18 protein-coding genes are annotated in these 24,286 nt (G+C 50.9%); 4 read left to right on the top strand and 14 right to left on the bottom strand.

Features of this window, described 5'->3' with window-relative positions; translation table 11 throughout:
- Positions 1 to 6: 6 nt before the first annotated feature.
- From AAC019_RS10210 to AAC019_RS10170, 9 genes are all read right to left on the bottom strand, one after another.
- Complete coding sequence (locus AAC019_RS10210) at positions 7 to 774, bottom strand: hypothetical protein (RefSeq protein ID WP_339898722.1); 768 nt, start codon at positions 772 to 774, stop codon at positions 7 to 9.
- A gap of 52 nt (positions 775 to 826) precedes the next feature.
- Positions 827 to 2,908: a glycosyltransferase gene (locus AAC019_RS10205; protein WP_339898721.1), complete on the bottom strand. Its 2,082-nt coding sequence runs from the start codon at positions 2,906 to 2,908 to the stop codon at positions 827 to 829.
- Complete coding sequence (locus AAC019_RS10200) at positions 2,905 to 6,048, bottom strand: glycosyltransferase (protein ID WP_339898720.1); 3,144 nt, start codon at positions 6,046 to 6,048, stop codon at positions 2,905 to 2,907. Before AAC019_RS10200 ends, AAC019_RS10205 begins: the two co-directional genes overlap by 4 nt.
- Positions 6,049 to 6,142: 94 nt before the next feature.
- A complete protein-coding gene (gene wecC, locus AAC019_RS10195; RefSeq protein ID WP_339898719.1) occupies positions 6,143 to 7,420 on the bottom strand; it encodes a UDP-N-acetyl-D-mannosamine dehydrogenase in 1,278 nt (425 codons plus the stop codon).
- Between the two features lie 14 nt (positions 7,421 to 7,434).
- Entirely contained in the window at positions 7,435 to 8,556 is a 1,122-nt protein-coding gene (gene wecB, locus AAC019_RS10190; RefSeq protein WP_339898718.1) for a UDP-N-acetylglucosamine 2-epimerase (non-hydrolyzing), read from the bottom strand.
- The gene (locus tag AAC019_RS10185; protein WP_339898716.1) at positions 8,553 to 8,861 is read right to left on the bottom strand and encodes a hypothetical protein; all 309 of its coding nucleotides are present in this window, start codon (positions 8,859 to 8,861) and stop codon (positions 8,553 to 8,555) included. The genes wecB and AAC019_RS10185 overlap by 4 nt, the downstream gene beginning before the upstream one ends.
- Before the next feature lie 3 nt (positions 8,862 to 8,864).
- On the bottom strand, positions 8,865 to 11,048 hold the full coding sequence (locus AAC019_RS10180; protein WP_339898714.1) for a hypothetical protein: 2,184 nt from the start codon (positions 11,046 to 11,048) through the stop codon (positions 8,865 to 8,867).
- A 6-nt stretch (positions 11,049 to 11,054) separates the two neighbouring features.
- Positions 11,055 to 12,461, bottom strand: coding sequence for a hypothetical protein (locus AAC019_RS10175; RefSeq protein ID WP_339898713.1), 1,407 nt, complete (start codon positions 12,459 to 12,461; stop codon positions 11,055 to 11,057).
- Complete coding sequence (locus AAC019_RS10170; protein ID WP_339898712.1) at positions 12,458 to 12,811, bottom strand: winged helix-turn-helix transcriptional regulator; 354 nt, start codon at positions 12,809 to 12,811, stop codon at positions 12,458 to 12,460. The genes AAC019_RS10175 and AAC019_RS10170 overlap by 4 nt, the downstream gene beginning before the upstream one ends.
- A gap of 234 nt (positions 12,812 to 13,045) precedes the next feature.
- On the opposite strand from AAC019_RS10170, the gene AAC019_RS10165 reads away from it, so the two are divergent.
- Positions 13,046 to 14,380 carry a UDP-glucose/GDP-mannose dehydrogenase family protein gene (locus AAC019_RS10165; RefSeq protein WP_339898710.1) on the top strand — a complete coding sequence of 445 codons (1,335 nt, stop codon included), beginning with the start codon at positions 13,046 to 13,048 and terminating at the stop codon, positions 14,378 to 14,380.
- A 742-nt stretch (positions 14,381 to 15,122) separates the two neighbouring features.
- Here the strand turns inward: AAC019_RS10165 and AAC019_RS10160 are convergent.
- The 5 genes from AAC019_RS10160 to AAC019_RS10140 all read right to left on the bottom strand — a co-directional run bounded on the left by AAC019_RS10160 (position 15,123) and on the right by AAC019_RS10140 (position 19,719).
- Positions 15,123 to 15,830, bottom strand: coding sequence for an ATP-binding cassette domain-containing protein (locus AAC019_RS10160; protein ID WP_339898708.1), 708 nt, complete (start codon positions 15,828 to 15,830; stop codon positions 15,123 to 15,125).
- A gap of 9 nt (positions 15,831 to 15,839) precedes the next feature.
- A complete protein-coding gene (locus AAC019_RS10155; RefSeq protein WP_339898707.1) occupies positions 15,840 to 16,616 on the bottom strand; it encodes an ABC transporter permease in 777 nt (258 codons plus the stop codon).
- Positions 16,617 to 17,423, bottom strand: coding sequence for a 3'(2'),5'-bisphosphate nucleotidase CysQ (cysQ, locus tag AAC019_RS10150; protein WP_339898705.1), 807 nt, complete (start codon positions 17,421 to 17,423; stop codon positions 16,617 to 16,619).
- A gap of 19 nt (positions 17,424 to 17,442) precedes the next feature.
- A complete protein-coding gene (cysC, locus tag AAC019_RS10145; protein WP_339898703.1) occupies positions 17,443 to 18,066 on the bottom strand; it encodes an adenylyl-sulfate kinase in 624 nt (207 codons plus the stop codon).
- A gap of 318 nt (positions 18,067 to 18,384) precedes the next feature.
- Positions 18,385 to 19,719 (bottom strand): MATE family efflux transporter, encoded by a 1,335-nt coding sequence (locus AAC019_RS10140; RefSeq protein ID WP_339898701.1) that lies wholly within the window; start codon positions 19,717 to 19,719, stop codon positions 18,385 to 18,387.
- 1,511 nt (positions 19,720 to 21,230) lie between these two features.
- Between AAC019_RS10140 and AAC019_RS10135 the strand changes: the two genes are divergently transcribed.
- Genes AAC019_RS10135 through rimI form a run of 3 tightly spaced genes read left to right on the top strand, consistent with a single transcriptional unit; the run spans position 21,231 to position 24,078 of the window.
- A complete protein-coding gene (locus tag AAC019_RS10135; RefSeq protein WP_339898700.1) occupies positions 21,231 to 22,778 on the top strand; it encodes a 2-isopropylmalate synthase in 1,548 nt (515 codons plus the stop codon).
- A gap of 12 nt (positions 22,779 to 22,790) precedes the next feature.
- Positions 22,791 to 23,585, top strand: coding sequence for a hypothetical protein (locus AAC019_RS10130; RefSeq protein ID WP_339898698.1), 795 nt, complete (start codon positions 22,791 to 22,793; stop codon positions 23,583 to 23,585).
- Complete coding sequence (rimI, locus tag AAC019_RS10125) at positions 23,578 to 24,078, top strand: ribosomal protein S18-alanine N-acetyltransferase (protein ID WP_339898697.1); 501 nt, start codon at positions 23,578 to 23,580, stop codon at positions 24,076 to 24,078. The genes AAC019_RS10130 and rimI overlap by 8 nt, the downstream gene beginning before the upstream one ends.
- Positions 24,079 to 24,286: the final 208 nt, after the last annotated feature.

The raw sequence follows: 24,286 nt of genomic DNA, 5'->3' as shown, positions 1-24,286 counted from the left end.
TTATAACTAACGAAATATATCTACATCAAAGTGTGCTTTCATCACTTCGCAAGACGCTCTCAACTCTGAACTATTAAATATATAATCTCTCTCATAGCCCTGCAGATCCAGCCTGCGCACCTTACCACTAGACTCGGTAGAATTAATATTTCTTGTTCTCTCAATCAACTCCTCTACTTCCCCCAAGGAAGTAGAGACCCCAGAAAACTTAGAGAATATATTATCTTGAATATAATTAGCTCTATTTTTTGAGGCAAGAAAACTATCCAAACTAAGAACAGTACAGTCGAATCTTTCGTCATTTACGACCTCAAAAAATTTCTTTATCGAAGAAACAGTCGAGGAGACATAATCTTCCACCGATATCCCAAATGTTGAGCATTCTGACAAATAGTTTTCAGAAACCTTTCGAACACAATAGAAAAACTTGATTTTTTCTTTGAAAAATAGCCCCCCCAAGTCATCATATATAGACTCAACTCTTGGGGATTTAAATCCACAAACTTTCAGGCCGGAAAAGTCATAAGGCGCATTCGAACCCTTTGACAGTCCAGCGTAGGCATTCAGGGCTGATTTAACTCTCCATTCGTCATATTTCTGGCTACTCCAGCGTTTTTGATGCTTATCGTCCGCCTCCTCAAATACTCTCGAGAGAAGCTTTACCACTCGAGGAAAACACTCCCCTTTTACTGACATTAATGCATGACCATTTAAAATATCAGCATACTGCCTAGTCCCCGACCTTGGAAAACCTCCAAAAATACAAACTTCCATCCCCTCTCCTTACTAAATCGTTTATTTTTTGGCAATTCAGCACAAACCTAAGTTAACGACAGAGCTCTTTAATTTTCCTGATGATATACTCTTGGGCGAAATGCTTTTTTGTATAATTCATGTAATTTTTCTCGTCTCGGAAAATCAGGACATGACGAGCAATCGACGCCACGTCAGGGAAAACCAAGCTTTTTGGATAAACAGTGTCTGCCCCAAGCCAAGGAAGTATTAGCGGAATAGCTCCTGACGCCATCCCTTCTGCCACGGCCTGATGACTACCCTCATAATCACTGACCGAGAGTATATAATCAATCTTCTCGTACCACTCTGGCATATCATTCCCGTGAGGATCGAAAACTACATTCTTCTTCCACGGCGAACTTTCAATTCGAGCAAATAAATCATTATATTTTTTCATTTCTTGTCGATGCTGTTTGCTCAACATCCACGGCAAATCTTCGGGGCGCTTTCCTTTAACTCTTAATTTATAACGCTTATCTTTTTCCCAGAGCAGCGCCAAAAGATCAATCGCTTTATCAAGACGCTTTCCCCAAGGAACGATTCCTACCAGTCCTAGCGTAAATCCATCGGAAAACCTGTTTTTCGTGTTAAATGTATCCGTATCCACAGTGTTAAATATCATCTTCGCCTTATCGCGAGGGATTCGAACTTTCTCCACAAACTCCTCATACCGGTAAGGTGCAATAAAAATATAATAATCAATATTCTCGGAAGCGGACTCAATTAGATAATCCAACCTCTGGACCTCTTGCCGGTGAACCCTAACCAACAACCTTTGCCCTGGCTTTTTATGCCTTGAGTACCAGCGTATATTCCCTAAGCCCCACTCACAGAAAATGACATCAGCCTTATCAAGCTTTTCTGTACTTTCCCGCTCATCGTGCTGCGTATGTCCTTTCCACTGATCTATCAGAACATCATAGTCCTCATCTTCTTCAAAAGACGCAATAATGTCTTTTACAAATTTTAAATCATGTCCCGCAAAAAGAATTGTCGTTCTACGCCCCGTCAACAAACGTTGGACAAGTTCTCGATGATTGACCGTTCTCGCAAAGCGTTTGTAGGCCTCGTAAGCCATTTTCGCCGCGTGATTGTACAAAGCCACATCTGCAAGTGCCTGTGCAGACTTATCAGCCGCTTGCGCTGAAGATTCAGCAAACAGCGGGTAATTTTCACCCAAGAGGTCTTTATGGACTTTTGTCGCCCGCACAATAACTGGCTTTCCCGCGCTCATGTATTCAAACAACTTGGTAGAGAGCTCCTGAGAGTTGTCGTTGTCAATCACGCTGGAGCGTAGAGCAAAACCGATATCCGAATTTCGCGATAGCTCAATGCTTTCTTGCCGGGAAACCTCTCCCACCCAATTAACTGCTTCGTCGGAGCTGAAGAACTGTTCTACTTCCGTCTTTCGGCCTCCGACATCGCCATGAAACTTGTTTCCCGCGATATTGAGCTTGGCGTAGGGTAGCCTCCTTTTTAGTGCTTTGAAGGCGTCTACCAGACCGGGAGTGCCCCACTCTTCCGAGAATTTTCCGGTGTAACACAGAGTGTTGAGGCGATTGCGAAAGCTCGGGTTTTTCACGATCGGCGGAATGAGCGGCGGCAGGATGTAAATGTGCTCGTCTGGTATATTGAGCTCCCGACTATAGCTGGTGCGCATGCGCTCGCTCTGCACGATGGCGAATGCAGCTTCCTTAAGCATTTGGCCGATGGCAGCCTTTTCCCTAGGGGTGAGCTCCTCCATACGTTGGAAGGGTTCAAGCGTATAGTAGGCCAGCCGACCCGGCAGGTACTTGATCAGCTCCTGACCCAGAGCGATGTTGCCGCGCACCAAAACCCGGTCGTACTGATTTTGGCTATCGAGTTCACGGATGGCGTCAACCACTTGCTCCAGTTGCATGGGGCGGGGGTGCTTTTCAATTCGGTTTATCTGGGCAATGCCACGCACTTGCTCGTTCAATGGGCCGCCCTGATCCGGTGCTTTGTGCAGAAAATCAAGCTGCACTCGCGGGTCATGGGCAAGTAGACTCAAGAGCTCGACCAGCCATACGGAAGAGCCGTCCATGATATTGAGGTTAACGTCAGCATAGACCAGCAGCTTTATGGATTTCATACCCCAGTTTCCCCGAATTGCACCGGTTCAGCGCCAACTTGGTATTGGGTCTTAATGGCTTCATCCTCCAGTAAGGTCGCCGGGCACCGTGCATCCAATGTCATAGGCACCTCTATACCTTCCAAAGGCTTGGCAAATTCTGTGAGCACACGGAAGATCTCTTCCTCATTATTCTGGTTGAGGTAGGGGTAGAGTACATTACTGTTCTCTAGGTTAACCACCAGTCGCTTGTGGTGGTAGTCCTGCTCCTGAAAGTGCGCCCTCGCCTGCTCGACTTCTGCCTCAGTACCTGCGGTGTAAACCGCATTAGCGATGGGCAGATGGGGAATGACCGGGATGCCCAGTCGCTCGCATACCTGCTCCAACCTATCCGCGAGAGTGTGATGCCCGAGGGTTTCACGAACACCTCGTTCGCTGATGGCCTGGTACTCGGAGGAGTCTCCTAGGCGGTTGAGGTAGTCCACCACGTCTTGCGGGTTATCACTGGCACATACAATACCGCCGAACTGGGTAATAACGCCTTCGGAGTAGTTACTGATGACCGGGGTGCCGGAGGCCAAAGATTCATACACTCGCCGAGCGAACATCGTCGGACTGTGTTTGACGGTATTCAAATTTACGGTGTACCGGTAACCTTTGTAAGCCTTCCACATTTCATGTGGCTCAAGGTAACCAACCACATGTTGCTTAAAGTGCTCGGGGAACTGCAAGTGCGCCACCCCGCGCTTTAGGCAACGATCGTAGATGTCATAGCCCACGCCTGCCTGCTCCAGCCCTCGCATGATGGAATGAAAGTTCTCGCAACGCTCGATCTTATCGCTGTAGTATGAGCCGGCGAAGGCTGCTTTATTGTTGCGCGTGATAAGGGAGGTGGGGTTGTGCACCCGAGGCTGGCAGAAGAACGACAAGGGCTCTGCCTCAATGCCGAAATCTTTTTGGTAGCTCGACACCATATTGGCGTCAGTGGTATACACATAATCAAATAATTTGGCGGTCGGGCCAAAGCGTTTGTAGTGTACCGGGTCTTCTTTGGCCCAGAAAACGGTAGGAATGCCGTTTTTTCGACAATGGGCTACAACCTCAATCAGCTGATTCATTTTATTAGGGCCATTGGAATTGTAACCGTAAATGAGGCCGCTCCACTGGTTAGCATTCCCAAACCAACAGCTCTCAACAAATAGTAAATCAGGTTCTGCGGCCTCAAGCTCTTCTTCCCAATTAGTGGGACTCAATGCCGTAAGCGCCACCTCATGCCGAAAACACTCCATGGTAAACTCATCAAGAATGGCGGCTACTTTTAGGTGTTTTAGGTCTCGGGTAGGCGCATTTGAGCGTTTAGCATTATGCTGTTTAATATCTGCAGTGGAGCTAAGCCCTCCAGCTACAGATGGAATTTGACTTTTACACTGAATGACCGTGTTTAGAGTTACGCCATTGCGAGCGTTCCAGCACTGGATGCCGAGACATACTCGCCTAGCCCCTAGTGGCGGAACGATTTGCAGAAGTGCATCACCGGTAACATTAAGATATGAAAAGGCCCCCACCTGCTCAGATACTGCTAATCCGCTGTATGGGCCTGGCAACGTATTACCGTCCTGATCACGATACTCAATACGCGCTATACATGCGCGCTTGGATAGGTCAGATCGTTCAGCGAAAGTTAGCGTACCACTAACATCATGAGGAACAAGCTCATCTACTGGAAAATCAAACCAAAGTGGAGCCCGAGTTATCTCGGTAGGTATAAATTCACTATCTGACGAACCAGCCACATTGATCGCTAGCGATTGACTCGACTTAGTTACCGCCTCTTGCGATACAAGATTGCTTAATCGAGCTAGCTGGCCCGACTCGTAGCTTTCTACCTCGGGAGCATTACCCGCCAACACTTGATGCATTTGAGTAGCGGTATAAAAAAACTCCAGTGATTTAAGATTATCTACTCGTGGCTCAATTCCAGTTCCGCTCAAAGATTTTTTGATCGCCTCTGCAAGCGCGTCAGATGAAGCAGAATCAAATAGTGTTGCACTAGGGAAAGCCTCAGCGTAAGGTCTTAACGGTGCGACATTCGACAGAACGACGTTCTTTCTGTAGCCAAGAGCCTCTACCGCCTTGATTGGCGGAACCAACTGGCATACGGGAGAGTCTTTACGCGGAATGACAATGACATCGATGAGGGCGTAGTAATCCGAGATGTGCTCGTGAGGTACTCGCCCCACGTGAATGACCCATGGCATGTCATCGACGCCTTCCGCTGCCACACTATTCTTAGCTAGAGCACAGGTCACTGCCTGATCGTCGCCAACCAAAAGTAGTTTGAGCTTAACGCCATTTCCCACCAATTGAGCGCAAGCCTCTATAAGAGTTGCTAACCCTTCATAAGAATTTCTACTGCCGACGTATCCCACTACTTTATCATTCGGCTCGATTCCTACACTCTCGGCCAACTCAGGATTACCATCCCCTAGACTCGGCAGTCGATCAATACCGTTAGGTACAACGTAAATTTTATCTTCCTCAACCCCGCGCCTGGCGAGCTCCTGCCTCATCGGTGCGTTAAGGGTGAACACTGCTGCCGCTCGTCGGGCAACAAAAGCATCACGGACAGACTCTTGCTTAAACTCTGGAGATAATTCATAACCTGGCTCTCTCGCAGCTTTAGAAAGCTCCCAGAAGCCTCTGACTTCGTTATAAAACGGAATATTCAGGCGAGTGGCAGCCACCCAAGCAGGCAAGCCGCACATATAGTTTGAGGCCGCGACCACAGCCTCCGGGCGATAAATATGAAATGACTCCTCTAGCTGCCGTGCCGCCGTCTCTAACTGAACCAATTCCGAGTCGGGCCTTATACCGTCAGGCCAACGGCTGTGGATATAACGAACCCCATCAACGCACATCTCTGGTGAGACTGCATCGTCGGCAGCGCCGATATCCCAAGGGCGCCCCTGCTTAACAAAACAAAGTGTTTCCAGCCCGTGCTGGTTGAGCGCCCTGGCAATGCCTTGAGTTCTAACCGCATAGCCATTACTAGCATAACTTTGACCATGACTGACCACATATGCCACCCGACCGGCTATTGGCAGGTAGCCCGTATCGCGGCTATTGGCTAAATCAGCTGCTTTTTGGAGTAAGAGATCCATTCGATTCCTATAACTATACCTAAGCACTTGTCACGTATGATTTTTCAATTCAGAAAAAACATTTTTACAACGAAAAAAGTTATGTAACTCTCGATTATTCCAACAAACCAACAGCATCGATTACGGCGTTTTTGCTCTGGAGCTTTTCCTTTATTGTTAGAAAAGGCTTATGTTTGACAAGAACGCAAAAAATGTCTGCCTGTGCCAATGCCTCTTCGAGCGAAACTAGTTGAGTATTGGCGTACTTAAGCTCTTGCGGAAGTGCCTCAATATTTGGCTCCACCACTTGCAACTGACAACCTAATTCGGCCGCTTTTTGAGCGATCCCCAAAGCTGGGCTTTCACGCAAATCGTCAATATCTGGCTTAAATGCAATACCCATACAGGCGACCGTTACGTCGCTTCGCGTCGCATTGGGGTTAGCTTGGTGAAATTGCTCCAACTTCACTTTGATTTGCTCTAGTACCCAGCCCGGCTTACCATCATTCACTTCTCGAGCCGTACGGATAAGGCGCGCCTGCTCGGGGCAGGCGTCGACGATAAACCAAGGGTCTACCGCAATACAATGCCCCCCTACGCCAGCGCCCGGCTGAAGAATATTTACCCGAGGGTGCAAATTAGCCAGCTTGATAAGCTCCCAAACATTAATATCCAACTCATGGCATATAGTCGACAACTCATTTGCAAATGCAATGTTCACATCTCGAAAGCTGTTTTCTGTGAGCTTCGCCATCTCTGCTGTACGTGCCGTTGTCGCAATGCATTCGCCCTGCACAAAAATCTTATACAGCTCGCATGCACGCATTGAGCAGGCTGGAGTCATCCCCCCAATCACCCGGTCATTCTCGATTAGTTCGCGCATTACGTGCCCGGGAAGTACACGCTCCGGGCAGTGCGCAACACGTATATCCGACTGCTCACCATGAGTTTGCGGGAATGTAAGATCCGGGCGAGCTTCAGCCAGCCAGCCAGCCATTTTTTCTGTCGCCCCTACTGGACTGGTCGACTCTAACACCACCAAATTACCTTTGCTCAACACTGGTGCAATTGTTTTAACTGCCGCCTCTATAAAACTTAGGTCAGCAGTATGCCCGCCATCCTGCCTCTCTATAAACGGAGTGGGCACAGCAATCATAAACGCATCCGCAGGCTCGGGTTTATCGGTTGCACGCAAGTACCCCTGTGACACAGCCGAACGAACCGCAATGTCTAGGTCGGGCTCTATAATGTGAATTTCGCCTTTGTTTATCGTGCTAATCGCGTGCTGATTTACATCCACGCCGACAACTTTTTGTTTGCGCGAGGCCAGAACAGCTGCCGTCGGCAAGCCTATATACCCTAGCCCAACGACAGAAATAGTTTTAAAGGACATAATTTTCCCCAAAATTAAAAACCATGCAATGTATCAAGTATCCGCTGGCACGCCTTACCGTCACCGTATGGGTTATGAGCAAAACTCATTTTCTTATAGGCATTTTCATCGTTGAGTAAAGTGTCAATTTCACTGACAATTTTTTTGACATCTGTACCTACCAGCTTTACGGTTCCGGCGGTTACCGCTTCAGGACGCTCAGTGGTTTCGCGCATCACCAAAACTGGCTTACCAAGTGACGGGGCCTCCTCTTGTATGCCGCCAGAATCCGTAAGGATAATTTCAGACCGACTCATTAAGTAAACAAAAGGTAAATAATCTAACGGTTCAATCAAATGTATATTGTCGTGTTCGGACAAAAGCCGCTTTACTGGCTCTTGTACATTTGGATTTAAGTGTACCGGGTAAACAATTTGGCAGTCAGGGTGCCTAACTGAAATTTCGGCCAACGCTTGGCAAATTCGCTCAAAACCACCCCCAAAACTTTCACGACGATGACCGGTGACCAATATCATTCGTTTACTGTCATCCAAAAATGGGAAACGTGACCATAAACCCTCGGCCATTTCAGTGTCGACTTTTAAACTCTCAACTACGGACAATAACGCATCGATGACAGTATTACCGGTTACGGTAATACTACTTTCATCCACGTTTTCATTTAGCAGGTTTTGCCGTGAGGTCTCTGTCGGCGCAAAATGTAATGCCGCTATAGCGCCGGTTAGCTTGCGGTTACCCTCCTCCGGCCACGGCGAGTAAAGGTTACCCGTACGAAGGCCCGCCTCTACATGACCAACGGCCACTTGTTGATAATAACAAGCTAATGTAGTTGCGAATGTTGTGGCTGTATCTCCGTGAACCAAAACAATGTCGGGGTTAAAATCAGACAGCACTGGTTTAAGCCCTTGTAAAATACCGGTAGTTACATCAGTAAGATCCTGCCCGGGCTTCATTAAGTTTAAATCGTATTGTGGCGTGATTTTAAACAACTCAAGCACCTGATCTAACATTTCACGGTGCTGAGCAGTGACGCAGACTCGGGCATCAAATCGCTCGTCGTTTTCTAGCATTAGGGCTAACGGGGCCATCTTAATGGCCTCCGGGCGTGTACCAAATACCGTTAGTACCTTTTTCATAACTCTCCCTTTTGATCTAATTTCCGCAGTCTCCAAACGGCCTCCTGATATTTTGTGTAGTACTCTTCTAGCAAAGCTTGAGTTTTTATCAGCTGCTGTTCAGCGCTCACCGCATCATCACCTAACCCACTGGATTGCGGCACTGTTTTTGCAGCCCGCGCCAATCGATCCAAGCAAAGCTTTATGTTTACCTCAAACAAAGCATTTCCATAGCGCGCTTGCGCCTTCTCAAAAAGCGATTTTGCCGCCTGATAGTTACCTTGAGCAAAGTGCTCTTTTGCCTGCGCTACAATTAACTGTTCCATATTTTACTGTTTATTAATTTCTAAGGTGCTGATGCTGAAATCCAGCTTATCGTATCGTTTAAATGTTAAGCTGCGCTTTTGCAATTGGGAGCACCACTCGTCAATGACATCTCTTTGATCTTGACGAGTGATACTGCTGACTACAACATCTAAAGCATGCTGACTAAAATGGTTAAGAACCTTGGGTAAAGCAGGGTAGAAGGACTTCGGCCCAACCATCGATGGTGGGCCATTTACGATAATTAAAAGACGGGAAGGCCGGCCGTCTAAATAATCCGCCATACGTTTTAACTCTGCCTCGCAATCGTAATGTAAAAAATCACTGCCGGAGTGTTTATAGTCGACCAACGGACTATGAAATACTTTGACCAGCGAACTCAACTGATTAGAGCTCGCCTGGGTTCTTATTTTTTCAACGCAAGATTTATCATGTTCGAACACAACAACTCTAACAGGCAAATCACGTTGGCTAGGTGCCACAACTTCAGAGCTTGCTTTTCCACCACCACTTGGCAAGGCTAGCCCCTCACCACCGACTAACCGATGCATCTTATTAAGGATGCTTTTTGCGACCAACGTTGTAGTACTTCCTGCGCCCAATGATACAATCAGGTCATAGTCGTTTGCTTCTATTTTTTCAGCTAGAAACAAAGCGGCCCCAGGAGCCAAAGGACGCTCCTGCACCGACAAAGGCATAGCACCTGTCGCCAGATACTGATTAAGCCCCATACTAGACTCAAGTTTTTTATTACTATTTTCCAGCGACTTATCTACATGCGAGGTAACCTTACTACCCAGCTGCTCCAACTGCTGCTTAATTGCCTCAAAGCCACTGGCTAGCTGCTCTGACCGGAGCAACTGAGCCCTTAATTCTTCCACCTCAAGTTTTAGCTGCTCTGCTTGTTTTTTACGTGACGCAAACCAAGCTTTATTATCTTCAAGTGATTTTTTAGTCTCCGATAAAGATTCCCTTAGCTGGCAACACTCGTCCTGTAGCGCTTTATGTGCATCCTTCTCATTCTGAAGATCTTTTTCGGCCGCCTGCTTAAAACTTTTTAGCTCCTTTTCTACATCCTCTGCGCGTTTTTTATGCTCATCGACTTGTTTTTCCAGAGAACTTAACTGAAGGACTTTTTTTCCTAGCGGCTGAAGCGTATTCTCCAAAACCTTTTTGCTTTGCAGAGCCTTGTCGAGTCTGTCGTTAACCTCGTCCAAATTCTGCAAAAGATTTTGGTTCTTCACCTCGGCTTCTGCTTGCTTATCGATCGCGTCACTGAGATTTAGCTGTACTGCATTAAGCTTACTGCCAGAGATGTCCTCTATTTTTAACAATTGTTCTTTATGATCAGAGATGAGACTATTAAGTGCTTTTTGGTTCTTTTGGGCTTGCTCAGAGAGCTGCTCTTTCATATTAACAAGCTCTGATTCTTTCCGGGCTAGCTGACCCTCTAAATTTTTTAACTTCTGCTCTGAACGCTCTTTATACCCATCTAGATTCTTTTTTGTCTTGATATGCGCTGCACACTCTTTTTCGTATTTCTTACTTAAAACATCCAAACTTTCAGTCAAGCGCGACAATGCCAACCTTCCGGAATCCAGGTGAGCATGTATAAGTGTCGCCGTACTTTCATTGCTACTGGAATCAAGGTTATACCCTAGCTGTAGCAGCTTGGACACAACGTCAACCTCAGGGCATTGATACAAACCATGTCTAGTTTCTTGTAGGTAAACCTGAGAAAATGACTCTAAATAATTACTATGAGTTAACCCTTCCAGAACATCAGCTTCGACTCCTGGGGCCTGCACTACTAAAAAGTTATTACTTCCGCGCAAATCTAATTTCTTTAATAATTGAGAAAACTTTTCTTGCTCAACATCATAAGACCTAAGAAGCTTCAACCCGGGATATAAACTCTTAAGTTCCCCAAGCGGGTACACACTGCTCGTGTGGGTCAAGCTATAAACACATAGTGTTTTGCCAGCACTGGCGCCACCCACAGCGCTCTCGAGCACTATTACTCGATCATTATTGTCGACTTGGTCTCGCAAATACTCTGCAAGCTTTGGATTAGGCTCGACTAATACGATACGCGCAGCAGCACTTTCCAGGTACGTTGGCAGCTCTGATCCTTCGCCGGCACCTATATGCACAATCGTGTTTATATTGTCGGGGATTTTTACCTGCATTGATCTTTACCCCTCTAGCCTTACTTGACATTCACGGCCTTCCGCCTTGCCAAACTTTAAATAGTGGAGCAGCGGGTTCATACCGCTATCGGCGACATCTTGATAAGTTGTCAAATACCGCTCTGCATCAAAAGCAGGGCCTGGGCTACGCCCCTCGGGACCGCCGTGTAGCACATAGTGAGCCGCCGGATCTGCCCCTGTGAACAGTACATCTGGGTTGTGCTCCAAGTACCATTCTCGGTCAAACAGCTCTGACTGCCTAACCAGTTCAACATCTTTTTTAAGCTGACGGTGCTTCGGTGAAAGGTTTTTTACCATCGCACGGGCAGGACTTAGCATTGACCTTTTAGGCGCAGGTTGTAGCGTTTTACCTAGGTCTAACAATGTTTTTACATCATTAGCTACTACATCTTTAGCTTGCCGCTCGGCAGATAGCTCACCGTCAAGCTGCTGTACTTTTTGTTTTAAATCTTCGGCTTTTTTAAGGCTATCCGTTTGCGTTTGCTCCAGCTCTTTGTTTTTTAGGTAATACTCTTCCAGTTGCTCTTGCACTAAAAACAGTTGATCGAGAACCAATTTGGCTTCACCTTTAGCGTCGGCCAGCTCTGCCTCTAAAGCTTTTATTGTTTGTGCAGATTCCGCCGATGCACTTTGAGCCGAATTAAGCGCCTCTTGTAAGGCCGCCTTATCAGCATTGGCCACAGATAATTCTTGAGTTATGACGTTGTTATCTTGGTGGTAGGCCTCAAGCTGCTCTTGTACAGAGTGCAACTGCCCCAGAATTAACTCCCCCCCCTCTTTAGCCTGGGTCAACTGAAGGCTAGTACCAGCGATTTGAGAATGCGCTCTTTGATGTAGTTCACTTGCAGGCTCTTCGGCCCAAGCTAAAGGCAAACTGATTGCCTGTAGCTCGGGCATAACTTCCAGCACATCAGGATGCGTCGCCACAAATAAAGAAGCCGTTAAACTTGACAGAGGGGAGCCCCGCTCCCACGCCAGAGGGGCCTCGATATTCGCCTCTATAGCGGCTTCAGGAAACTCTATTCCGTGGCGCTCACTCAGCCACTGTGATAATAACCCTGATTGCAATAGAGCGGCTGGCGCACAAAATGCGCTGGCATTCGCCGGGTTCGTTATATAATAGTCGATAAGGTTTCTTGCTTGTCTGCACCAATCACTAACCGCTTGCTCTGGTTGCACACCCGCATCTAATGCCTGCGCAATGGCTATCTGCGGCGGTGTATAAGCTAACAACAGTGGCGCCGATTCAGGCGCATCGGCGTCAATTGCCAGAGGGGTTAATAGCAACCCTAGCTGCTGAAAATATGCCTGCATCACATCTGCCCCGCCCATGGGGGCCAGAATCGCTGCACAAGCCTCTTGTTGATTCGCCAAAGTATTGTCGTGGGTCATAATCTTGCTCTCTGCGGTACTTCGCTAGGGGCTTTACTTTGTTTTAACTCTGCTTCAAGTTCAGATATATCACGCTCTAGCGCTTTGAGCTGGGCCTTTTTAGTGATTAGCACGCTGACTGCGATAATATTTTTGGTTTGCCGCCCGGTAGGCATCAACTGGTATACAAACTGGTGGGATTGGCCGGATAAACGCAGGGATTCGATTAACTGCTCATCAGCCATTTGCTTTAGGCAGGCATTCACCCAGCCCAAACTGACGTCAAGCCTTTTAGCTAATTCACGCTGCGTGATGTGCGGATCATCTTCCAGCACTTTTAATATTTTATAACGGTATTCGTCGGTTAGCATCCTAGCAACCTAGGGCAGGAACCCCAATAAGGAAAGTACAACAGGCCAATGGCCAGCTTCCGTTCAACCAATGAACGCTATGCTACAAACTTTAACTAAACCATGCAACTATCTACCCCTCATTCTCTATAATTTTGCGCTCTAAGCGCGCCACGACCTACATGAGCGTTACGCTGTTTGCGCAGGCCTACTTTGCGCGTAACATATGCGCACTTAACACCATAGGGGTTTCACGTGAAAGTGAGTATTTTTGGCACCGGCTATGTTGGCCTTGTGCAAGGAGCCGTACTGGCCGAAATGGGCAACGAGGTTTTGTGCATTGATATAGACGCGCACAAACTTCAGCCACTCTCCAAAGGCATAGTGCCCTTTTACGAACAGGGACTTGAGCCCTTGGTACAAAAGAATTTATCCACCGGGCGTCTAAAATTTACCACTAGCGCCCAAGATGGCGTCCGCCATGGCGATGTCATCTATATAGCCGTTGGTACCCCTCCCGATGAAGATGGCTCTGCCGATTTACAGTACGTTTTAGCTGTAGCCCGCACTATTGGCGAGAATATGGCCACCCCCAAGGTCGTCATCAACAAGTCTACCGTGCCCGTCGGCACTGCCGACAAAGTTCAAGAGGAAATCACGGCTGCGCTGGGGATACGACAACAAACAGAGCTAGAGTGCCATGTAGTATCCAACCCCGAGTTTTTAAAAGAAGGCTCTGCAGTACATGACTGCATGAGCCCCGACCGGATTATTATTGGCACCAGCAGCGACTACGCAAAAGAAGTATTGCACGAACTGTATAGCCCGTTTGAGCGTAAACATAGCAAAATTATGACTATGGACACGCGCAGTGCAGAGCTAACCAAATATGCGGCCAACTGTATGCTGGCCACAAAAATCAGTTTTATCAATGAGATAGCAAACCTGGCTGAGCTACTGGGGGCTGACATTGAGGCCGTGCGCAAAGGCATAGGTAGTGACCCCCGTATTGGTTACCAGTTTATTTACCCTGGGGTAGGTTACGGTGGCTCTTGCTTCCCCAAAGATGTGCAGGCACTTATCCGCACTGCCGACGATATTGGCTTTGAGGCAAAAGTACTTAAGGCTGTTGAGGCCCGTAATACGGACCAAAAATCCACTTTGTATCAAAAAGTGCTTAAGCACTATCTAGGTGACATTGCAGGCAAAACCTTCGCGCTGTGGGGGTTGGCGTTTAAACCCAACACCGATGATGTAAGAGAGGCCCCTTCGCGTGTGATTATGGAGGCGCTTTGGGCTGCGGGCGCCAAGGTAAAAGCGTACGACCCGGAGGCTATGGCAGAAATTCAAAGGGTTTACGGTAATCGCCCCGACTTGGCGCTTTGCGGTACCAAAGAGGCGGCATTGCACCAAGCCGATGCGCTTATTATTGCCACCGAGTGGCAACCTTTTAGGGCACCGGATTTTGACTTAATCAAAACTGCGCTTACTGACCCGGTGATTTTTGATGGGCGGAATTTATATGAGCCTGTGCGTATGCAGCAGAAAGGGTTTGTTTATTATTCTGTGGGACGGGCGTTAAAGGGTTAATCGGGCAAAAGTTTCGAGGCTGGCTTTGGTGGCCCTCCTTGCTCTTGCCGGTATTCGTGCATTGACCACAAGCAAAGTCGCTGGGCCCCCGCCTTCGCGGGGGTGACGGTGTAGTGTGGTTGGGTGCTTTAATTGTCATTCCCGACTCTGATCGGGAATCTAGTGTCTTCTGTCCCGTCATTCCCGGCCCCGACCGGGAATCTAGTGTCTTTGGCAGTGGCACTTTATCGATAAAGACGTACCGTAAGCTCTGGCTATCCCTGCCCCGCCGGTATTCGTGCATTGACCACAAGCAAAGTCGCTGGGCCCCCGCCTTCGCGGGGGTGACGGTGTAGTGTGGTTGGGTGCTTTAATTGTCATTCCCGACTCTGATCGGGAATCTAGTGTCTTCTGTCCCGTCATTCCCGGCCCCGACCGGGAATCTAGTGTCTTTGGCAGTGGCACTTTGTCGATACAGGCGTACCGTTTGATCAAAGTCGCTGGCCCCCCGCCTTCGCGGGGGTGACGGTGTAGCGTGGTTGGGTGCTTTTTCTCTTCATTCCCGGCCCCGATCGGGAATCTAGTGTCTTTGGCAGTGGCACCTTGTCGATACAGGCGTACCGTCTGATCAAAGTCGCTGGACCCCCGCCTTCGCGGGGGTGACGGTGTAGTGTGGCGGGGTGCTTTTATTGTCATTCCCGGCCCCGATCGGGAATCTAGTGTCTTCTGTCCCGTCATTCCCGTGAAAACGGGAATCCAGTGTCTATTCTGTCATCGGCTCTGCCGGCAGTTCATATTGCTCTGACACCTCTGCCACACCGCCCTCCATACGCACCAAGCCGTCTTCCAGCCAGATGACGCGGTCGCACAGCTGAGCCATTTGCCCTGGCACATGGCTGACAAACACCAGGCTTTGATCGCCGCCTAGCTTCTGCTCGAGTGCGTTTTGTGCGCGCTCGCGGAAGGTGGCGTCGCCTACGCTAAGAGCTTCGTCAATTAATAAAATATCGATGCCGGTGTAGAGCGCGGTTGAAAACCCCAGGCGCGAGCGCATGCCCGACGAGTAGGTAAACAATGGCCGCTCAAAAAAGTCGCCCAACATAGAGAACTCTTTGATCTCTTCTAGCCGTGCTTTGGCATCGCGCCGGCGATAGCCTTGCAGCATGGCGCTAAGCAGGGCGTTATCGCGCCCCGATAGATCTTGCCTAAAACCGAGCCCCAGCGTTAATAAACTGCGCCTAACATCGGCGGCGCAGCTAACGCTGCCACTGGTAGGTGGCACAATACCCGCCAAAATGCGCAGTAAGGTGCTTTTACCGCTACCATTGCGGCCCAAAATGCCGAGCTTATCGCCGCGCTTTAGAGTAAAGCTAATGTCGCTTAACGCTTTATGCTCAAACCATTTAAAGCCGCCTATGCGGGTTTTGTAGGTAAGGCTAACATTCTCGGCGCTTAATAAAATCTCTGTCATACAGGCGCCTTAACTGGCCACAATACGCGCGGCGATACGTTTACTTTGGCCGTGATACAAGCCGTGCACCAATGCCAAACCTGTGGCCATTACCCCGGCTAATGCCGCCAAATGGCGGTAGTCGTACACTTGGTTTTGCATCAGTACGCTGCGGTAGGCATCGATTAAAAAAGCCAGCGGGTTCCAGGTTAACAGGGCTTGTTTAAGCGCCTCATTTTGCACTTGGTTGATATCCCAAAAAATGCCCGAGGTAAACAGCATAAACATGGTGCCCATTTGAATTAACATGCGCACATCGCGCACATAGCTGACTAACCAGGCGCCCAGCAGTGTACAAAATGCGATAAACACGTACTGGGTTACCATAAGCGGCACCAGCCATAACCAGTTAAGCGTTGGCATATTGCCGTAGTACACCACCATGGCAAACAACACCAAAAACACGGCCCATTGCTTGTACAGAACCTCTTGCAAGGTAACGTAGGGGAATAAGGTTTTGGGTACATCCAGCTGCCCCATTAGGCCTTTGTTTTGCACTAAGCTATTGCTGCCGCTGTTAACGGATTTAGAGAACCACAAAAAAGGGATTTTGCCGCACATTAAAAACAGCAAAAAATCGGCCCGGCCTTTGTTTAACACCACATCAAATACAAAGTAAAACACCAATACGTAAAGGATTGGCTCGAGCACCCACCACAAATAACTTAAATACAGCTTAGAGGCCTCGGCCTTAAGCGACATGCGTGCCTGCACGTCTACCAGCTCAAAAAATTGCCTTAACCTCACTTACGCTACCCCTTGGTAGCTTGCCGGCGCGGCAATAAAAAACGGGTTGAGCAGGCTATTTTTTTGGTTGTACTCCAGCGTATTACCGGTATCGGCCTGCACGATTTTACCCCCGGCACCAATCAGTACCGCGTGGGCGGCGGCGGTATCCCACTCGCTGGTAAGGCCCAAGCGTGGGTAAAGGTGCGCCGCACCCTCTGCCACCAGGCATATTTTTAGCGAGCTGCCCATGCTGGTGATGGAGGGGTTGTTAAAGGCGGTTAAAAACTCGATAAACTCGTCGCTTTGGTGCGAGCGGCTGCCCACCACACACCAGCCGTCCGGGCTACCGGGTAGCTCCCCGACGTGTATATCGGCCGTGCCCCCGGCACTGGTTTTTTGGCTGCCCTTGCTGGCAGCGCCGCCCTGGTACGTGACCCCCAGCGCCGGTGCTACCACCACGCCCCACACAGGCTCGCCGTTAACAACGTGCGCAATGTTTACCGTAAACTCGCCATTCTTTTTTATAAACTCTTTGGTGCCATCAAGCGGGTCGACCAACCAGTACTGCTGCCACTGTTGACGCTCGGCCCAGTCGGTGGTGGCGCTTTCTTCTGACAATACCGGTACATCGGGTGTTAATTTACCAAGCTCGGCCACTATCAGCCGGTGGGCGGCTAAATCGGCCTCGGTTAGGGGGCTATCGTCTGATTTATTGTGTACTTCAAAGTCGCGATTATAGATGCTTAAAATAGCATCGCCGGCTTGTTGCGCGATGCTTACTACCTGTTGGTAGGCCGCGGGCGACACAGTGCTAGTTGCTGACATGAAACAGTCCAAATAAGAATTATAAAACTTTTAAAATCGCCTCAACGCTCTGAGTAACGGTAATGTCGGTGGTGTTTAAAATTAGCTCGGCGCTTTCGGGTTGCTCGTAGGGGTCGCTTACGCCGGTAAACTGCTTAATAACGCCGGCGCGGGCTTTTTTGTATAGGCCTTTAGGGTCGCGTTTTTCACACACACTTAAGGGTGTGTCTAGGTACACCTCGACAAACTCGCCGGGTTTAAACATCGAGCGCACCATTTGCCGGTCGCGCTTGTAGGGGGAGATAAACGCACAAATCACAATCAGGCCAGATTCGACCATCAGTTTGGCCACCTCGCCCACGCGGCGAATATTTTCGGCCCGGTCGGATTCAGTCATGCCTAAGTCTTTGTTTAAGCCGTGGCGGACGTTATCGCCATCGAGCAAAAAAGAGTTAAAACCATTGGCGTGTAAGGTGGCGTCGAGCGCATTGGCCACCGTCGACTTACCCGAGCCAGAGAGCCCCGTAAGCCAAATACAGCGCGGCGTTTGGCCCATAGAGGCGGCCCGCTCGGCGGGGCAAACGGTGCTTTTGTGCCATACGGCATTGGAGGGGAGCGTAATGTCTTTAAGCTCGTAAGGGTGGCTAGATTTTGATTTGTCCATATATCGAATCTCAATGTCACTTACGTTACAGCGCTAGGCGAACAAACGGCTGAAGGCACAGCACAATAATAAGCAGGAGTTTAGTGAAGACGCGCTAAAAGAGAGCACTGATAACATCGTTTGATGCATGGTTCATTCCCTCGTGGCGGGTCTTTTGTCCGTTAGACGTCCTTTAAGCTTCCTGTTTGGGGCTAATTTTTGGGGCCGCAGGAGCGGCACACTGCATTGGCCAATAGCAGGATTCTACCGCAAGCACCGGCGCGCACCAAGCGCGACAATGTGTGCCACGGGTACCACATCGCAAAATAAACAATTGGTTTATTGCTGCAAGTGCCGGCGCAACCAACGCCACGCCCACGCCCCTACCACTACATTGGTGATGGCGGCAGCGGCAAACAGGCCATCTAGCCCCCAAATATATTGCAAAGCCCCTGCCAGCGGTAAAAATACCACCAGTACCCGACACAGTGACAGCAGCATGGCAGGCCAGGGTGTACCCAAACCGTTAAACGCTGCATTGCAAGACATCACCAAGCCATAGGCGCCGTAGCTGATAGGCACAATGGCAAGGTAGCGCACCGCCACCGCCGCCACCTCGGCATGATTGGTAAAAAGCCGGGCGATAAAAGGCCCTAAAAACCACAATATGGCGGCCAGCAACAACCCAAACCCCACACAAAATATCAGCAATATGCGCTGAGCCTCGGCCAACCGCTCCTGCTTGCCAGCGGCGTGGTTTTGCCCAAAAAACGGGCCTATGACACCCGATAGTGCGTAAAACACAATCAGCGCCACCGGCTCGACCCGCACGGCAATGCCCAGCCCGGCTACGGCATCGTTACCGTAGCGCGCCACCATCATCACCACGATGGCACTGGCCAAAGGGATAATCATATTGGCCGCCATGGCCGGCACACCCACGTGCACGACTGAGCGCCACGAGGCCAACAACCGCGCCCAGGGCGCCAGCGGGCTCACCAGTAACCCCACCCGTACCCGCAAAATGTACAGCGCTACTATCAGCGTAATGCTGCGGGTAATTAAGGTGGCCCACGCCGCCCCTGCCAAGCCAAGCTTTGGCGCGCCCAGTAAGCCAAAAATCAGGATTGGGTCGAGCGCGGCATTAAACAGCGCCGCCGCGCCCATTAAGGTGCCCTGGATTTGGCTTAACCCCATGGCCCGCAACGAGGCCAACGCCACCATAGGCACCAGTAAACAAGGCGCGCTGATGTACCAAATGCTCATGTACTGATGGATTAACGGCAGCAACTCGGCCGAGGCGCCCAGCAAGGTAAATAGCGGGTTAATGGTTAGCCAACCCACCAGGCACACCGTCACCGACAACAACAGCGTTAAGGTAACGGCATCGGTGGCCAGGCGCTGGGCACGGCCGGAGTCGCCCGCGCCCACCCCCCGCGCCACAGCCGACGAGGTGCCGGCCCCCAGGCCAATGCCCATGCTGGTAAGCAACATAACCACCGGAAAGGTAAAGCTCATGGCCGCCAACGGCGTATTGCCCAGCTGCGCCACAAAAAAGGTATCCACCACGTTAAACGACATGGTTGCCAGCAACCCCCACACCATAGGCAACGCGAGCGAACGAAGCTGCCGGGGTACGGAGCCTTCTGTCAAAGTCGCGGGCATGGGAGGCATAAACAGGCCTGTAACGAGGTGAATGTGAAGCAGCGGCAGTATACACCATCAAAGCAACCGGGCCGGTTTTGATCGGGCGGGAGGCCAGTGCTTTGTTTTGGTCGCCCTTCCCGGCCGCGATCGGGAATCTAGCGCCTTTTATCCCGTCATTCCCGGCCACGACCGGGAATCTAGTGTCTTTTATCCCGTCATTCCCGGCTCCGACCGGGAATCTAGTGTCTTCGATCTTGTCATTCCCGACCCCGATCGGGAATCTAGCGTCTTTGGGTGTGGCACGTCGCTGATACGGTGTACCGTTTGTTCAAAGTCACTGGGCCCCCGATCGCCGCTTCGCTTTGTCGGGGGCGACGATGTAGGTGACTGGGTGCTTTGCCGTCATCCCCGACTCCGATCGGGGATCTAGGGTCTTTTATCTCGTCATTCCCGACCCCGATCGGGAATCTAGTGTCTTCGATCTTGTCATTCCCGGCCACGACCGGGAATCTAGTGTCTTTGGATTTGGCACCTTGCCGACACAGGCGTACCGTTTGTTCAAAGTCACTGGGCCCCCGATCGCCGCTTCGCTCTGTCGGGGGCGACGATGTAGGTGACTCGGTGCTTTGCCGTCATCCCCGACTCCGATCGGGGATCTAGGGTCTTTTATCTCGTCATTCCCGACCCCGATCGGGAATCTAGTGTCTTCGATCTTGTCATTCCCGGCCACGACCGGGAATCTAGTGTCTTTGGATTTGGCACCTTGCCGACACAGGCGTACCGTTTGTTCAAAGTCACTGGGCCCCCGATCGCCGCTTCGCTCTGTCGGGGGCGACGATGTAGGTGACTCGGTGCTTTGCCGTCATCCCCGACTCCGATCGGGGATCTAGGGTCTTTTATCTCGTCATTCCCGACCCCGATCGGGAATCTAGTGTCTTCGATCTTGTCATTCCCGGCCACGACCGGGAATCTAGTGTCTTTGGATTTGGCACCTTGCCGACACAGGCGTACCGTTTGTTCAAAGTCACTGGGCCCCCGATCGCCGCTTCGCTTTGTCGGGGGCGACGGTGTAGGTGCTTGGGTGCCTGGCCGTCATCCCCGGCTCCGATCGGGGATCTAGTGTCTTCGATCTTGTCATTCCCGGCCGCGACCGGGAATCTAGCGTCTTTGGGTGTGGCACTTTGCCGATACAGGTGTACTGTTTGTTCAAAGTCACTGGGCCGGCTCCGACTCTCCCTGCTCCCGCCGGCATTCGTGCATCCTGCACATCATTCCGGGTCTACGCTCCGCTTCGCCCGGAATGACGGTGTAGGTGTCGGGTGCCTTGCCGTCATCCCCGGCTCCGATCGGGGATCTAGTGACTTTTATCCCGTCATTCCCGCGCAGGCGGGAATCTAGCGTCTTTGGCTACCAACCGGGCACCCAGATCACCTCGGCCCTCAATTAACCCCCGCGGTAGGTTTCCGGCTGGCTAGCCCTTATAATGTGTTGATGAATAAGCGCCCGCTGGGTGCGCCACTGCATTATCGGGAACCATCATGGCCAGTAAAGACAAACTGTATATCTTTGACACCACCCTGCGCGACGGCGAGCAAAGCCCCGGCGCCTCTATGACGCGGGATGAAAAAATCCGCATCGCCAAGATGCTTGAGAAAATGCGAGTCGACGTGATTGAGGCGGGCTTTGCGATTGCCAGCAAAGGCGACTTTGAGTCGATTCAGGCGATTGCCCGCGCGGTTAAAGACAGCACCATTTGCTCGCTGGCGCGGGCGGTACCGGGCGATATCGAGCGCGCCGCCGAGGCGATTAAGCCTGCCAACAGCGGCCGGATTCATACCTTTATTGCTACCTCGCCGATCCATATGCAGTACAAGCTAAAAATGGATCCGCCTAAGGTGCTTGAGCAAGCCGTTGCGGCGGTTAAGCTGGCGCGCAACCATACCGATAACGTCGAGTTCTCGCTGGAGGATGCAAGCCGCTCTGAGTTTGATTTTATGTGTCAGATTATCGAGGCGGTAATCGATGCCGGCGCCGGTACTATTAATTTGCCCGATACGGTTGGCTATGGCGAGCCGGGTGAGTACGGCCAGATGTTTGGCCGCCTGATTGGCAACATTCCCAATGCTGATAAAGCCATTTTCTCGACGCACTGCCACAACGATTTAGGCCTGGCTGTGGCCAACAGTTTATCGGCGGTAATGCACGGTGCCCGTCAGGTTGAGTGCACCATTAACGGCCTGGGCGAGCGCGCCGGTAACGCCGCGCTGGAAGAAATTGTTATGGCTGTGCGCACGCGCCAGGACATGATGCCGGTTGAAACCGATATCGACGCGCAGCATATTGTGCCTACCTCTCGCTTGGTAAGCAGCATCACCGGCTTTCCGGTGCAGCCCAATAAAGCCATCGTTGGCGCCAATGCCTTTGCCCACGAGTCGGGCATTCATCAGGATGGCGTACTTAAGCACCGCGAAACTTACGAGATTATGCGCGCCGAAGATGTCGGCTGGAACACCAACAAACTGGTGCTGGGCAAGCACTCAGGCCGCGCCGCCGTAAAGGCTCGTTTTGAGGCGCTGGGTATTACCTTTGATAACCCCGAGGCACTGGGTGCGGCATTTGCCCGCTTTAAGGATTTGGCCGATAAAAAACACGAGATTTTTGACGAAGATTTACAAGCGCTGGTTAGCGATGTTCGCCCGCAAGAGGTGGTCGAGGTGTACCAGCTGGGTGAGATGGAAGTTCACTCTAAAAGCGGGCAACAGCCCAGCACCACCATTAATGTAAAAATCAACGGCGAGCCGCACACTTGCACCGCGACGGGCAGTGGCCCGGTAGACGCCACCTACAAAGCCATCGAGAGCGTGGTAAACAGCGGTGCCACGTTAAAGCTTTACTCGGTTAACGCGATTACCCAGGGGACAGACTCGCAAGGCGATGTCACCGTGCGTTTAGAAAAAGGCGGCCATATCGTTAATGGCGTTGGCGCCGATACGGATATTGTCGTGGCATCGGCCAAAGCTTATTTGCACGCGCTAAATTTATTGGTCGCGCCCGAGCGCTCGCACCCGCAGCGCGAAGGTATATAACGGAACCCGGCTATGGATGAACTGCAGCGCCAGCGTTACTTATCGGCTTTAGGTATCGAGACCTTTGTACCCCGGCTGGTATTGCCGTGGGCAAAACCCTCGGTGCCTTGTGAATTACCGCAAGTAACACAAGCCCCCGCGCCGCAGGCCTTGGTAAGTGCGCCTAAGCAAGCAGCCGCGAGCCAGGCACCCGCACCGCAAAAAGCCTCGGGCACCGCCGGTGCCGAGGCGGTGGGGCAAGTCTTGCGTGACATGGGCGTCAGCAAATCTGAGCCGGTACGCAAAGAGCCATTAAAAGCCGCACTGCCAAAACGCCGCGAAGCATTAGAGACCATTCACCTACACCTATGGCGCCCCGCCGAAGATTTAATTGTGCTCGATCACTACCAGCCAGGCACCGCTTTGCCTAGCGATAAACTGCTGCACAACATCCTAAAACTTTTGTGGCGGCCCGATGTGCAAGTAAATGCCGGCGAGGCGGTTCGCTGCCCTATCAGTGACAAAGTAGCCAACCTTTATACCCGTGAGGATATGCAGCTAGAGCTGCAAGCGTGGTTCTCCGAAGAGCTGCAAAAAACACCCGAGGCACACGTTTGGTTATTTGGGGCAGAGGCCGCCAAGTTTTTATTGCAGCCGGATGCCGCCAAAGAAACTCCCGACGCGTATCACTTTAAGCGGCTGCCGCTTGCCACGGCCGATAAAGCATCGGGCACACGCGAGGCACTGGTATTGCCCAGCCTGACCGAAATGCTCAACACCCCCGAGCTTAAAACTAAACTCTGGACGACGGTACACGATAATGGCTGAGCCCAAGCTGTTGCCCGATAACCTCAAAGGCTCGGGCGTAGCAAGCGGTGGTTTATCACTAGAGTTTCGGCTGTTAGACGAGAGCCTGCTTGACGCCATTTGCCAGCTCGAGTGCGAAGCACACGCCTTTCCCTGGAGCCGCAAACTGTTTAGCGATTGTCTGGGCGTGCGCCAGCCTTGCGTGGTTGCTTTTAATGACGAGAATATCGTTGGCTTTGCGGTAGTCAATGCCGTTGCCGGCAATGCCGAATTACTTAATCTGGTGGTGGCTAAAAAGAACAGGCGCCAGGGAATTGCCCGCGCGCTTTTGCAACACGTTATTAAGGCCGTAACCCCCTACGCCGACACCCTCTATCTGGAAGTGCGCGAGTCAAACGAATCCGCCATCGCCCTGTACGAAGACACCGGTTTTGTGGAAGTGGGTATTCGCCCCAATTACTACCCCGCCCCCAAAGGCCGCGAAGACGCCATTATCCTGGCCTACACCCTGTAAGACACTGGATTCCCGGTCGCGGCTGGGAATGACGAGGTAGAAGGCACGGGACTCCCCTCGTAGCCGAGAATGACGGCAAAAACACCCAACTACACTACAGCGTCGTCCCCGACAGAGCGAAGCGGCGATCGGGGACCCAGTGACTTTAGACAAACGGTACGCCTGTACCGGCAAAGTGCCACACCCAAAGTCACTAGATTCCCGATCG

It is taken from the genome of uncultured Gilvimarinus sp. (assembly GCF_963975215.1).
Lineage (GTDB): Bacteria > Pseudomonadota > Gammaproteobacteria > Pseudomonadales > Cellvibrionaceae > Gilvimarinus.
The sequence above is the reverse complement of the archived record's forward strand: the minus strand, read 5'-3'. Positions and strand labels throughout refer to the sequence as shown.